The sequence below is a fragment of the Paenibacillus sp. FSL H8-0282 genome, assembly GCF_037963825.1.
In the GTDB taxonomy this organism is placed as follows: Bacteria; Bacillota; Bacilli; order Paenibacillales; family Paenibacillaceae; genus Paenibacillus_AQ; species Paenibacillus_AQ odorifer.
In genome coordinates this window covers 4,225,047-4,238,476 of the sequence record NZ_CP150146.1, presented here as the reverse complement: position 1 = coordinate 4,238,476, position 13,430 = coordinate 4,225,047, and the positions used below count along the sequence as shown (strand labels likewise).

The 13,430-nt window shown below is 44.3% G+C and carries 11 protein-coding genes; 10 read left to right on the top strand and 1 reads right to left on the bottom strand.

The window, feature by feature from the left end:
* Window positions 1-151 precede the first annotated feature (151 nt).
* Window positions 152-1,831: a YifB family Mg chelatase-like AAA ATPase gene (locus NST94_RS18250; RefSeq protein ID WP_339281134.1), complete on the top strand. Its 1,680-nt coding sequence runs from the start codon at window positions 152-154 to the stop codon at window positions 1,829-1,831.
* Between the two features lie 369 nt (window positions 1,832-2,200).
* On the opposite strand, the gene NST94_RS18245 is transcribed toward NST94_RS18250, so the two are convergent.
* Window positions 2,201-2,629, bottom strand: a complete 429-nt coding sequence (locus NST94_RS18245; RefSeq protein WP_036688575.1) for an organic hydroperoxide resistance protein — start codon at window positions 2,627-2,629, stop codon at window positions 2,201-2,203.
* A 142-nt stretch (window positions 2,630-2,771) separates the two neighbouring features.
* Between NST94_RS18245 and NST94_RS18240 the strand changes: the two genes are divergently transcribed.
* The 9 genes from NST94_RS18240 (at window position 2,772) to flgB (ending at window position 13,424) form a co-directional block, all read left to right on the top strand.
* Complete coding sequence (locus tag NST94_RS18240) at window positions 2,772-3,260, top strand: MarR family transcriptional regulator (protein ID WP_235219564.1); 489 nt, start codon at window positions 2,772-2,774, stop codon at window positions 3,258-3,260.
* Between the two features lie 352 nt (window positions 3,261-3,612).
* Window positions 3,613-4,773, top strand: coding sequence for an ADP-forming succinate--CoA ligase subunit beta (gene sucC / locus NST94_RS18235; protein WP_038571984.1), 1,161 nt, complete (start codon window positions 3,613-3,615; stop codon window positions 4,771-4,773).
* Window positions 4,774-4,835: 62 nt separating this feature from the next.
* Window positions 4,836-5,765: a succinate--CoA ligase subunit alpha gene (sucD, locus tag NST94_RS18230; protein ID WP_036688571.1), complete on the top strand. Its 930-nt coding sequence runs from the start codon at window positions 4,836-4,838 to the stop codon at window positions 5,763-5,765.
* Window positions 5,766-5,988: 223 nt separating this feature from the next.
* A complete protein-coding gene (gene dprA, locus NST94_RS18225) occupies window positions 5,989-7,107 on the top strand; it encodes a DNA-processing protein DprA (protein WP_076127799.1) in 1,119 nt (372 codons plus the stop codon).
* Between the two features lie 36 nt (window positions 7,108-7,143).
* Window positions 7,144-9,243, top strand: coding sequence for a type I DNA topoisomerase (topA, locus tag NST94_RS18220; protein WP_076301628.1), 2,100 nt, complete (start codon window positions 7,144-7,146; stop codon window positions 9,241-9,243).
* An 8-nt stretch (window positions 9,244-9,251) separates the two neighbouring features.
* A complete protein-coding gene (gene trmFO, locus NST94_RS18215; RefSeq protein WP_076100371.1) occupies window positions 9,252-10,634 on the top strand; it encodes an FADH(2)-oxidizing methylenetetrahydrofolate--tRNA-(uracil(54)-C(5))-methyltransferase TrmFO in 1,383 nt (460 codons plus the stop codon).
* Between the two features lie 17 nt (window positions 10,635-10,651).
* Entirely contained in the window at window positions 10,652-11,194 is a 543-nt protein-coding gene (gene hslV, locus NST94_RS18210) for an ATP-dependent protease subunit HslV (protein WP_036688562.1), read from the top strand.
* A 33-nt stretch (window positions 11,195-11,227) separates the two neighbouring features.
* A complete protein-coding gene (gene hslU, locus NST94_RS18205; protein WP_036688559.1) occupies window positions 11,228-12,628 on the top strand; it encodes an ATP-dependent protease ATPase subunit HslU in 1,401 nt (466 codons plus the stop codon).
* A gap of 388 nt (window positions 12,629-13,016) precedes the next feature.
* A complete protein-coding gene (gene flgB / locus NST94_RS18200) occupies window positions 13,017-13,424 on the top strand; it encodes a flagellar basal body rod protein FlgB (RefSeq protein ID WP_036688558.1) in 408 nt (135 codons plus the stop codon).
* Window positions 13,425-13,430 lie beyond the last annotated feature (6 nt).

Here is a 13,430-nt window from a genome sequence, read left to right as displayed (position 1 = left end):
AAAGATAAATTGCTCACAGATTGCGTTAGGACACAACTTCTATAATGTACTTAACAGCTAATATATATTTGGAAAATAAGGAAGCACCTTTTTTCTTGAAGCTATGACACCCCAAATTAGGGTGTAATTCAGGAGATGAGGTGTTTTTATTATGTATGGGAAAATGTTTAGCGCGTGTCTGTATGGGATTGAAGGGGTAATGATCGGTGTGGAAATCGATCTTGCAAATGGACTGCCGCAGACGAATATCATTGGCTTACCAGATTCAGCGATTCGCGAGGCTGTTGAACGAGTTAGGGCTGCCGTTAAAAATTGCGGTTACCGCTATCCACAGCAGCGTATTACGATCAATCTTGCTCCAGCTGACCTGCGTAAAGAAGGTTCCGCTTTTGATCTAGCGATTGCTTTGGGGATACTGATAACTAGTGGCCAGTTGATTATGCCTTCAGCTCAAGAGATGCTTTTGATTGGAGAGCTTGCGCTCGACGGCAGTCTGCGTCCGGTTTCGGGTGTGCTGCCGATGGTTGAAGCAGCGCGTAAAAGCGGGTTTAAAGCCGTTCTGCTCCCGCAAGGCAATGCGGCAGAAGCTGCTTTAATCAGTGGCATGAATGTTTATACCATCGACCATTTGCAAGCGTTAGCGAATGCTGCTGAATCTGTGGCTAGCTTTGGTCCGATTATAGATAAGCTAGTTCCTCTAGAAGAATCTGAAGGATCACCACTTCCTTTTCCTGTATCCGTGAGTATGGGGACGGGGGCAAAAGAACAACCTCCGGTGCTTGTTCTTTCTGTAGAGCATCTCAAATATAACCCTAAATATTCTGATTCTGAGGCTGCTTCTTCCGAAGCGAATGAAATAATGGATGATTACAGTGATGTGCTTGGACAGCAACATGTGAAAAGAGCACTAACTATCGCGGCTGCAGGGATGCATAATATTATGCTCATCGGCCCACCTGGCACAGGCAAAACGATGCTGATCAAACGCCTTCCCAGTATCCTTCCGCAATTGTCGGACAGTGAGGCACTTGAGGTAACCAAAATTTTTAGTGCGGCTGGAAATTTGAAGGATGCACACAACGGTTTGCTGCGAAGTCGTCCATTTCGTTCTCCACACCACACGATATCTTCTGCCGGATTAATTGGAGGGGGCGGTATTCCCAAGCCAGGTGAGGTAAGTCTTGCGCATCGAGGTATTCTGTTTCTGGATGAATTGCCTGAATTCTCCCGGAATGTGCTTGAAGTGCTGCGACAGCCCCTCGAAGATGGGGTGGTTACTATAAGTCGTGCCCGGGCTTCCTTTACTTTTCCTGCCAAATTCATGCTCGCTGCATCGATGAATCCGTGCAGCTGCGGCTTTTTTGGAAGCGGTATCTCCCAGCGAAATTGTACCTGTAGTCCATCAAGGATTGCCCAATATCGAGCCAAAATATCCGGTCCATTATTGGGTCGGATCGACTTACAGGTTGATGTTCCCCGCCCGAAGGAATGGAATCGGCAGGGGTATGTTTTATCGTCAGCACAGATGCGTGCGGAGGTGTTGGCTGCTCAGGCCATCCAAGCTAAACGTTACAAACGACTGGCGATTTCATGGAACAGCGAACTTTCCGGTGCTTCCCTTCGGAAATATGCAAGCCTAAACCGTGAGAGTGCTCAAATACTGTATGACATATTGGAGAATTTAGGTCTAAGCATGCGAGCGCATGATCGGATTATTAAGCTATCCCGTACCATAGCTGATCTGGAGGGTGCACAGGATATTTCTTCTGCACATCTCGCGGAAGCTGTGCAATACCGTAATCTGGATCGACAGGTATTAGTGGAGGAATAAAGATAAAAGAGCAGCGATTCCCGTTAATGAGAATCGCTGCTCTATACTATGGACCGGTAGTGACGAGCATCGCCGAACCATTATTATGCTCTGATGCTTACGGAACGGACCTTGAGGACGTTGTTTGCAAGTTTTTAGCCCTTGGAGCGTAGATTCGGACTCTGGAGACGCTATTCCTTCGGAAGAAGGTTATATTGAGTGGTTTTCATTCCAATAGCTGCTATGAGGTCCGATAGCATCCCAAATATGGGATTAAGTTGCGTTTAAGATCAACTGTGTCCGTTAGCGACTTCGAATGTGAAATGCCACGTATTCAAACGAAGGTTAGATCGTTTAGCAAATTTCACATACATTTTTCTCTATAATTTCTTACAGTACATTCAGTTCTACTTCGATATTGCCACGAGTGGCACGGGAGTAAGGACATGCGCCATGGGCAGCTTCTACCAAAGATGCTGCGGTTTCTCTGTCAACGCCTTTAACCAGCACGTCAAGCTTAACCGCAATGCCGAATCCGCCATCTTCAACTTTACCAAAGCTTACAGTAGCCGTAACTTCACTGCCTTCAATCTTCACTTTTCCAAGACGAGCAACCATGTTCAGAGCACTGTCAAAACAAGCGGAGTAGCCAGCTGCGAATAATTGTTCAGGATTAGTGCCTTCACCACCGGCACCACCCATTTCGCGTGGTGTACTGATCGTAAGGTTGAGTTTAGGGCTTTCTGATTCTATATAACCGTTTCTTCCCCCAACGGCTTTAACTGTGGTTTCATACATCTTTTGTTGAATTGTCATCATAATAAATCTCTCCTATTCACTAATTAGTTTGTGTACAATCTAATTTATCACAATTAATATAAAAGTCAAATTAATTTTTTGCTATTATTATGATATATGAGGGAATTATGATAAAATAAAGAGATAAGGCGGGTGAATAAATATGAAAATGAGTGAAGAAGATATGCAGAAAATGACTACAACCCCAGAGCTGCTGATCGAGAATCAGCTCTGTTTTACCATTTATGCTTGCTCGCGTGAGATTACAAAGCTGTACCAACCGTATTTGGATAAGATCGGTTTAACTTACTCCCAATACTTAGTAATGCTTGTGTTATGGGAACGGCAGCAATGTACAGTGAAAGAGATTGGTGAGGCGTTATTTTTGGATTCAGGAACGCTGACTCCGTTATTGAAACGCTTGCAAGCTGCAGGCCTAATTATACGTGAACGCTCGATGCAGGATGAGCGAAAAGTATTAATTTCACTAACGAAACAAGGCTGGGCACTCCAAAGTGATGCCGTGTGTATTCCCGGCAAAATGATGGAAGAAACGACACTGACAAATAATGAATCCATAGAGCTACTTGATCAGTTTAAAGACTTACTGAATCGTGTTCACGAAGCTAATATCCAAGATAGTAAAAAGTAAGCGTAGTAAGGAGTCAATGCGATCGTTCGCATTCCGGCATGAAATCAAGCGAAAAAATGTGTACAAATCATGAATATATTTAAGGTAAGCGTTTTAAAAACATGTTACACTATTCTGGGTTCCTTTGTATGGCATATAGGTAAATATAAGCTTAGTCTTATAGATTTACACAATGTCTCTTGCAGAAATAATGCCATTCTTTTTACGAGTGGTAGATCAGTTTCTGCTGGTTCCGGAATAGTGCTGCATGTATAACATCAGCCTATCCCTAACCCCGCGGCAATCAAAACGGAAAGCGAGATGACAACAGGCTGCCTGTTTAGTCACCACGCTACTTTAGGAGGCTACCGCTATGAATATCCACGAGTATCAGGGAAAAGAAGTGCTTAAGAAGTACGGTGTAGCCGTACCGAATGGAAAAGTAGCTTATACAGTGGAGGAAGCGGTAGAAGCCGCAGAGTCACTGAGCACACCAGTTGTTGTAGTTAAAGCTCAGATTCACGCAGGTGGACGCGGTAAAGCTGGAGGAGTAAAGGTTGCTAAGAATATCGATGAGGTGCGTAGTTACGCAACTGAGATTCTGGGTAAGACTCTAGTAACTCACCAGACTGGACCGGAGGGTAAGGTAGTAAAAAGACTGCTCATTGAAGAGGGTTGTCAAATTGTTAAGGAGTATTACATTGGTATCGTAGTTGACAGAGGTACTGGCCGAGTGGTCATGATGGCTTCTGAAGAAGGCGGTACTGAGATTGAAGAAGTAGCTGCAACACATCCGGAGAAAATTTTTAAAGAGATCATTGATCCGGCAGTGGGTTTGCAGACTTTCCAGGCGCGTAAGCTGGCTTACAGTATCTCTATTCCTAATGAGCTGGTAGGCAAAACTGTGAAATTCATGCAAGCGCTATATTTAGCTTTCGTGGATAAAGATTGCTCTATTGCCGAAATTAACCCATTGGTAGTGACTGCGGATGGGAATGTGATGGCACTGGATGCCAAACTGAATTTTGATTCCAACGCCTTGTTCCGTCATAAGGATATTCTAGAGCTGCGGGATTTGGATGAAGAGGATTTAAAGGAAATCGAAGCCTCGAAGTATGACCTTAGTTACATTGCACTTGATGGCAATATTGGGTGCATGGTAAACGGTGCAGGTCTCGCGATGGCGACTATGGATATTATTAAGTATTATGGGGGCGAACCCGCCAACTTCCTGGATGTAGGGGGCGGTGCAACGACCGAGAAGGTAACAGAAGCCTTTAAAATCATTTTATCCGATGAAAAGGTGAACGGAATTTTTGTTAACATTTTCGGTGGTATTATGCGCTGTGATGTTATCGCTAACGGTGTTGTAGAAGCGGCTAGTCAACTGGGTTTGACCAAACCGCTGGTTGTGCGTCTTGAGGGAACAAATGTTGGATTGGGCAAGCAGATTTTGGCCGGATCGGGACTTAATATTGTTGCTGCTGATTCTATGGCGGACGGTGCCCGTAAGATTGTGTCTCTTGTGCAATAATGGCCTGATTTAGGAAGCCAGTTATCGTATTTGACAATATAAGTAGGGATGTGACTTAAGGCATGAGCATTCTTGTAGATAAAAATACGAAAGTTATCACGCAGGGAATTACAGGATCAACGGGTTTGTTCCATACTAAAGGTGCGCTGGATTATGGAACACAGATGGTTGGAGGGGTAACACCGGGTAAAGGTGGAACATCTGTCAACATCACGCTTGAAAATGGCAGTGAGGTTAGCCTTCCGGTATTCGATACTGTTGTAGCTGCTAAGGCGGCTACAGGCGCAACCGCTAGTGTAATCTATGTACCGCCAGCATTTGCAGCAGACTCCATAATGGAAGCCGTGGACGCAGAACTCGACCTGGTGATTTGTATTACCGAAGGGATTCCAGTGCTTGATATGGTAAAAGTGTCCCGTTATATGGAGGGGCGCTCTACTGTATTGATCGGACCCAACTGTCCGGGAGTTATCACTCCTGGTGAGTGCAAAATAGGAATTATGCCGGGTTATATTCATATGCCAGGGTATGTAGGTGTTGTCTCGCGCAGCGGAACTCTAACCTATGAGGCTGTTCATCAGCTGACCACGCGTGGAATCGGGCAATCTTCAGCTGTAGGTATTGGCGGAGACCCTGTTAAAGGCTCAGAGTTTATTGATATTCTGAAGCTTTTTAATGAGGATCCGGGTACAAAGGCAGTCATCATGATTGGTGAAATTGGCGGAACCGCAGAGGAAGAAGCAGCAGAGTGGATTCGTGAGCATATGACTAAGCCTGTTGTAGGGTTTATTGGCGGTGCTACTGCCCCTCCTGGCAAACGTATGGGGCATGCGGGTGCTATTATTTCCGGAGGCAAGGGCACAGCGAGTGAGAAAATTGCCGTACTTGAATCGTGCGGAATCAAGGTTGCTCCTACACCTGCCGAAATGGGCTCAACGCTAGTAAGTGTGCTCGAAGAACGCGGTATTCTTAGCGCTTTTACAACGCATTAATTATTTTATTTAATTGAAGGAATTCACTCTACGCGAGTGGGCTTCTTTCGTGTATAATTATTTCAGAGGTAAGCAACCTTTTGTTCCTATCCAAGGGATAAAAGGTTGCTTTTTTGTTTTTTAACATAGAAAAATATTGAATTAAAAGAAAATATTGCATTCCTCTAATTCATGTTACAAAATAGGGAAGGCTAACCCTTCCATTAAAGGAGAGTAAGCTTATATGGAAGAAAAAGATCTGCTGTTTGGTTTTAATGAAGTGGAGGGGATTGGCTGGAAGAGTATCGACAAGATTCGCAGAGCCGGCTTAATGTCAGAACGAGCATTTTCCTGTAGTGCAAAAGATTGGGAAACGATCGGATTGAACGGAAAGCTGTCGAATTATCTTGCTTCCATATATACATTAGAATGGATCGCCAAAAGGCGCTTATTAATGGAAGAATGTGCAGTGAAGATGGTCACTGTGTTTGATGCGGCTTATCCTGTTTTGTTGAAAGAGACGGCACAGCCACCGTGGATCCTTTATTATCGAGGTCGTTTGGAACTGTTATCAACTCCTAGTGTGGCGATGGTTGGCACTCGTGTGCCAACAGCATATGGACGAAAGGTAGGGGAGATTCTCGCGGAGGAGCTTAGTGCAGCAGGTCTAACGGTGGTTAGCGGACTTGCGAGGGGGATCGATAGCATTTGTCATGAAGCGGCGCTAAGAAGCGGTGGAGGGACCATAGCGGTAGTGGCAACAGGGTTGGACAAAGTCTATCCAACTGAGAATATTGAACTGGAGCGGCGTATTTCTCAGGAAGGGCTTGTCATTACAGAGTATCCTCTTGGAACTAAAAGTCATCCTGGATTATTTCCACAGCGTAATCGGATCATAGCAGGTTTATCACGGGGGACAGTGGTCGTGGAGGCTGACAGTCGCAGTGGATCACTTATTACAGCCGATGCTGCCTTGGAAGCTGGGAGGGATGTCTTCGCAGTTCCCGGACCTATTACATCACCTAAGAGCAGAGGGGCGTTAGAGCTTATCAAGCAGGGGGCAAAGCTGGTAACCAGTGGATTAGATATTATAGAAGAATATACTTCTTATTTGCCGACAAACGTAATAAAAACAGGGAATAATAGCACTACCGAACAGACAGCAGACGACTTTATGATTGAAAAGAAATTGACAAATGAGGAGTCTCACCTATACCATATACTGCATCAAGGCCCTTTTATATTGGACGATCTGCTTGTAAGAACAGGATGGGATTTTGGACATTTGCATTCAGTTCTGTTATCTTTAATCATAAAAAAAGCGGTAACACAATTACCAGGAGCTATTTATAAGGTAATTTAATATAGAGGTGCGAGTGTTAACGAGGAGGAAGAGTCTATGGCAGATGCATTAGTTATTGTCGAGTCGCCTGCAAAAGCGAAGACAATTGGCAAATATCTAGGTAGTAAATATATTGTAAAGGCATCAATGGGACATATTAGAGATCTACCGAAGAGTCAAATTGGTGTTGAGGTGGAGAATGATTTCAGTCCCAAATATATTACTATCCGCGGTAAGGGATCTATATTGAAGGAATTGAAAGACGCTAGTAAAAAAGTTAAAAAAGTTTATCTCGCAGCTGACCCCGACCGCGAAGGGGAAGCAATTGCTTGGCATTTGGCGCATGCGCTGGATTTAGATAATACACAAGAATGCAGAGTTGTTTTTAATGAGATCACCAAACAAGCGGTAAAAGATGCTTTTAAGACACCGCGTAAGATTAATATGGATCTCGTGAATGCACAGCAGGCTAGACGTATTTTGGATCGACTGGTAGGGTACAAGATTAGCCCTCTATTATGGAAGAAAGTCAAAAAAGGTTTATCTGCTGGACGTGTACAATCCGTTGCCGTGAAGATCATTATGGATCGTGAGAATGAAATCTCCGCTTTTGTACCCACCGAATATTGGAGCATAACAGCGAAGCTTGGAATCCGGGATTCCGTCTTTGAAGCTAAGTTTCATAAGCTGAATGGTGTGAAAAAAGAACTGAACCAGGAAAGTGATGTTCAGGAGGTTCTTGAAGCCATTAACAACGCATCTTTTAAGGTGAGTGATGTGAAGGAGAAGGAAAGACAACGTCATCCTTCAGCTCCTTTTACCACCAGCTCCCTACAACAGGAAGCAGCCCGTAAGCTTGGATTCCGTGCCGCTAAGACAATGTCTGTTGCACAGCAGCTATACGAAGGTGTGGAACTCGGTAAAGAAGGTACCGTAGGTTTGATCACTTATATGCGTACTGACTCCACGCGTCTCTCTGTCACCGCTCAGGATGAAGCTAAAGAGCTTATAACAGCTAAGTATGGTGAGAAGTTCTTGCCCGAATCCCCACGGCAGTATTCTAAAAAGGCAGCTGGAGCACAGGAAGCGCATGAAGCGATTCGTCCTACCTCGGCATTACGCGAACCTGAAATGGTCAAAGAGTTCTTGAGCCGTGATCAATTCCGTCTCTACAAGCTAGTGTGGGAGCGGTTCGTATCAAGTCAGATGTCTTCTGCCCTGCTGGATACGCTTTCGGTCGATATTGCTGCAGGTACTGCTACATTCAGAGCTGTTGGTTCGAAGGTTTCATTCCCCGGGTTCATGAAGGTTTACGTAGAAGGCAACGATGACGGAACTACAGATGAAGACAAGTATTTGCCGCCGCTTCAAGCGGGAGATGCTTTAAATAAGCAGGAGATCGAGCCTAAGCAGCACTTTACACAACCGCCTCCACGATATACGGAAGCAAGACTTGTAAAGACGCTTGAGGAGCTGGGTATAGGCCGTCCAAGTACATATGCCCCAACGCTGGAAACCATCCAGAAGCGTGGTTATGTGGCTATTGAAGAGAAAAAATTCATGCCAACCGAACTTGGCGAGCTTGTAATAGAGCAGATGGAGCAATTTTTCCCCGAAATCCTAAACGTTGAATTCACCGCGAACATGGAAGGGGATCTTGACCATGTGGAAGAGGGCTCAGAAGACTGGGTAAAGGTTCTTGCAGAGTTTTACGAATCGTTTGAGAAGCGTTTGGTATTCGCGGAAGAAGAGATGAAAGAAATTGAGATTGAAGATGAAGTCTCTGATGAGATCTGTGAGAAATGCGGCAAACCTCTCGTGTATAAGCTGGGTCGCTTTGGGAAATTCCTAGCATGCTCTGGCTTTCCGGATTGCCGAAACACGAAACCGATTATCAAGGATATTGGCGTAACTTGCCCTAAATGTCATGAAGGTAAGGTTGTGGAGCGACGCAGCAAAAAAGGGCGAGTTTTCTATGGCTGCGACCAGTACCCTGGTTGTGATTTCGTTTCATGGGATAGACCTTCTATAAAACCATGTCCATCATGTGGATCTTGGATGATTGAGAAACGTAATAAGCAAGGAACCAAGCTACAATGTACATCTTGTGATCATACAGAGGCGGTTCTAGACAACGAAGAAGAATTAGCAGATTAATAGTCTCTATGGGAGGAAAAAAGACAGTGTCAGATACAGCAAAAGTAACAGTAATTGGAGCGGGTCTCGCAGGAAGCGAAGCCGCTTGGCAAATAGCATCACTAGGAGTACCGGTAAGATTATATGAGATGAGACCCGTAGTAAAGACACCAGCCCATCACACGAATCAATTTGCTGAACTGGTATGCAGCAACTCCTTGCGTGCGAATGGATTAGGAAATGCTGTAGGTGTATTGAAGGAAGAAATGCGGCGTTTGAACTCTCTTGTATTAGGTGCTGCTGACCGACACGCGGTACCCGCAGGAGGAGCACTCGCCGTAGATCGTGACGGATTCTCAGGTGAGATCACCCATACTTTGCATAATCATCCGCTCGTTGAAGTCATAAATGAAGAACTTACGCATATACCGGAGGAAGGGATTGTTGTTATTGCAACGGGCCCACTAACTTCACCGGCATTATCTGCTGAAATAAAAGGGCTGCTGGGTGAAGAGTATTTCTACTTCTATGATGCAGCAGCACCGATTGTTGAGAAAGACACCATTGATATGAACAAGGTGTATTTGGCTTCCCGTTATGATAAAGGTGAAGCGGCTTATCTGAACTGTCCGATGACAGAAGAGGAGTTCGACGTGTTTTATGATGCGTTGATTTCTGCTGAGACAGCAGCACTCAAGGATTTTGAGAAAGAGATATACTTTGAGGGCTGTATGCCTATTGAAATCATGATGAAACGCGGCAAGCAAACAGCGTTATTTGGCCCAATGAAGCCAGTAGGACTTATCAATCCGCATACAGGTAAACTTCCTTACGCGGTTGTGCAACTCCGTCAGGATAACGCTGCCGGCACACTTTACAATCTTGTTGGTTTTCAGACCCATTTGAAATGGGGCGAGCAGAAGCGTGTATTCTCGCTGATCCCTGGTCTTGAGAATGCTGAATATGTTCGTTATGGTGTGATGCACAGAAATACATTTATTAATTCTCCTAAGCTTCTGCACCCTACCTATCAGATGAAAGGCAAGGAAAGACTCTTTTTTGCTGGACAGATGACAGGTGTAGAAGGTTATGTTGAATCAGCTGCTTCCGGGCTCATAGCTGGTATTAATGCTGCACGGGCAGCACTCGGACAGGAAGGGCTGATCTTCCCGCAGGATACTGTTCTAGGCAGCATGCCAGCTTATATTACTTCTGCCGATCCAGAGCATTTTCAGCCTATGAATGCCAATTTCGGTTTGTTGCCGAAGGTAGAGAAGAAGATCCGCAATAAGAAGGAAAAGAATGAAATGTTAGCTCATCGCGCTCTGGACAGTCTTGCCGAGTATGCCAACCGTACAGGACTCGCTTATTCGGAGCCGGAGGTTGTCGATAGCGAACAAAGCCCATCTTAAGGAGGTAACTTACAATCATGGTACCCAGCTTTCATGCGACTACAATTTGTGCTGTAAGACATAACGGACAGGCAGCTATAGCAGGTGATGGACAGGTTACATTCGGAGAGAGTGTTATTATGAAGACGACGGCCAGAAAAGTCCGTCGCCTGTACAGAGGACAAGTAATAGCAGGCTTTGCGGGATCCGTTGCGGATGCTATTACCCTATTCGAAAAATTCGAGGGCAAGCTGGAGGAGCATCATGGGAACCTACAGCGGGCTGCAGTTGAATTAGCGAAGGACTGGCGTCAAGATCGTATTCTTCGGAAGCTTGAAGCTTTGATGATTGTTATGGATAAGGAAGGAATGCTCCTGATCTCCGGAAATGGTGAAATTATCGAACCGGATGATGACGTTCTTGCGATTGGTTCCGGTGGTAATTTTGCGCTGGCTTCAGGTCGAGCACTCAAACGTCATGCACCCAATCTCTCCGCTGCGGATATTGCTAGAGAATCGCTTCAGGTAGCATCTGAAATTTGTGTGTACACTAATTCCAACATTATTGTTGAACAATTATAGACTCAGTGCCATAGAGACAAGGAGGAATTCACGATGGTGAATCAATCGCTTACACCCCGTCAAATTGTAGCCGAATTGGATAAATATATCGTAGGTCAGAAGCAAGCCAAGAAATCGGTAGCCGTTGCGCTTCGTAATCGGTATCGGCGCAGTCTGCTAGCAGAGGAACTGCGTGATGAAGTCGTTCCTAAGAACATCTTGATGATCGGACCTACAGGTGTGGGAAAGACAGAAATCGCCCGGCGTCTAGCAAAGCTTGTTAATGCACCGTTCATCAAAGTGGAGGCCACTAAATTTACTGAAGTCGGTTATGTAGGTCGAGATGTGGAATCTATGGTTCGTGATCTGGTAGAGACTTCTATTCGTATGGTGAAGCTTGAGCGTACGGAGAAGGTTAAGGATCGTGCGGAAGAACTGGCTAATGAGCGGATTGTTTCTATATTGGTCCCTTCGTCTTCCAAAAATAAATCACAAAAGAATCCTTTCGAGATGATTTTTGGAGGGAATTCTGCCCAAGAGGACTCTAAAGAAGACGCTGAGCAGGATGGAAGCCTAAGTGAACGCCGCCGTGGGGTTAGATTTAAGCTGTTAGCTGGTCAGCTGGAAGATGACATCATTGAAATTGATGTTGAGGATACAGCGCCAACTATGATGGATATGTTTGCAGGTCAAGGAAATGACCAGATGGGTATGAATATGCAAGAGATGTTCGGCAGTTTGCTGCCTAAGCGGACGAAGAAACGTAAGCTTCCTATTCGCGAAGCGCGCAAGGTACTCATTCAGGATGAGGCGGCCAAGCTGATTGATATGGATGATGTGATCCAGGAATCCGTGACTCGGGCTGAACAATCAGGCATTATTTTTATCGATGAAATCGATAAAGTAGCGAGTCAGGGAAAAGGGTCTGGACCGGATGTGTCGCGTGAAGGCGTGCAACGGGATATTTTGCCGATTGTAGAGGGCTCGACCATTATGACGAAATACGGTCCTGTGAAGACAGACTATGTACTCTTTATGGCTGCCGGAGCTTTCCATATTGCTAAGCCTTCAGATTTGATTCCAGAACTTCAAGGTCGTTTTCCGATTCGCGTAGAGCTGAGTAGTCTAACGTTAGAGGATTTCGTTTCTATTTTGACGGAACCAGAGAATGCTTTAACTAAACAATATGTGAATCTGCTTAAAACAGAAAATTTAGAAGTGGAATTCCAGAAGGATGCTATACATGAGATCGCCAAAATAGCGGCTTCAGTGAATCAAAATATGGAGAATATAGGTGCCCGGCGTCTTCATACTATTTTGGAGAAGCTGTTAGAGGATCTTTCTTTTGAAGCACCTGAGCTGACTTTAGAAAAAATGGTTATTACCCCGGAGTATGTGCGCGAGAAATTGGCAAGTATAGCTCAGGATCGTGATTTAAGTCAGTATATTCTTTAAAGCGACAAAAAAACAAAAAATCTATGTATTTTGAATTTGGGCATAACGGATTAGATAAATTACAAATTGGTGTCGTGAAAACGTAAAATTATGTCAAAACATGCAATTAAAAAGAAAAAAATGAGTTGAAAATGTAAATAAATAGTAATAAAGTGCTAAAAGCCCTGTCTTTTCTAAAAAGATAGGGCTTATTTCTTATTGTAATAATATACAAATTAAATGAAAATCAATGTATGTGAAAATGCTAAGTGTTATTCATTGCGACAGCGTTCGACGGAATACCGTAAATTTAGAGTATTTTTTTCTTTATTTGTCGAAAGCAAGCAGGTTTTTTGATGGAAGTTGTGGAATTCTTTTCATTATGATAGCTTTGAAAGGAGGAATTGTCTTGGGATTGCTGAATAGTGTCAGTTTTCAACGATTGCAGGGAGGCATTGATGCTGCCTATAAACGACAAAATGCTCTAGCAAATAATGTGGCTAATCAAGATACGCCCAATTTCAAACGTTCTGATGTTTCATTCGAAAGTATCCTGCAACAACAGGAAAGTGGAATCCAATCTACACTTAGAGCGAAAGTTTCGGATACCCGGCATTATCAATTTGGCAGCAACACAATTGTTCCCGCTGCTGTTGAAAATACTGATGAAACTACCTCTATGAACAATAACGACAACAATGTGGATGTAGATCGCGAAATGGCGTTAAGCGCAGAGAACCAGCTTAGGTATAGTTCTTATGTTGAACAGATTAACAGTCAGATTTCGATGATGCGAGCCGTAATTCAAGGAGGATAAGAGAGT

Excerpts from the sequence above, each read along its gene's own strand:
- dprA (WP_076127799.1), top strand. The coding sequence starts at position 5,989 with ATGGAAGAAAAAGATCTGCTGTTTGGTTTTAATGAAGTGGAGGGGATT.
- sucD (WP_036688571.1), top strand. The coding sequence starts at position 4,836 with ATGAGCATTCTTGTAGATAAAAATACGAAAGTTATCACGCAGGGAATT.
- sucC (WP_038571984.1), top strand. The coding sequence starts at position 3,613 with ATGAATATCCACGAGTATCAGGGAAAAGAAGTGCTTAAGAAGTACGGT.
- hslV (WP_036688562.1), top strand. The coding sequence starts at position 10,652 with ATGGTACCCAGCTTTCATGCGACTACAATTTGTGCTGTAAGACATAAC.
- NST94_RS18250 (WP_339281134.1), top strand. The coding sequence starts at position 152 with ATGTATGGGAAAATGTTTAGCGCGTGTCTGTATGGGATTGAAGGGGTA.
- trmFO (WP_076100371.1), top strand. The coding sequence starts at position 9,252 with ATGGGAGGAAAAAAGACAGTGTCAGATACAGCAAAAGTAACAGTAATT.
- topA (WP_076301628.1), top strand. The coding sequence starts at position 7,144 with ATGGCAGATGCATTAGTTATTGTCGAGTCGCCTGCAAAAGCGAAGACA.
- hslU (WP_036688559.1), top strand. The coding sequence starts at position 11,228 with ATGGTGAATCAATCGCTTACACCCCGTCAAATTGTAGCCGAATTGGAT.
- NST94_RS18240 (WP_235219564.1), top strand. The coding sequence starts at position 2,772 with ATGAAAATGAGTGAAGAAGATATGCAGAAAATGACTACAACCCCAGAG.
- NST94_RS18245 (WP_036688575.1), bottom strand. The coding sequence starts at position 2,629 with ATGATGACAATTCAACAAAAGATGTATGAAACCACAGTTAAAGCCGTT.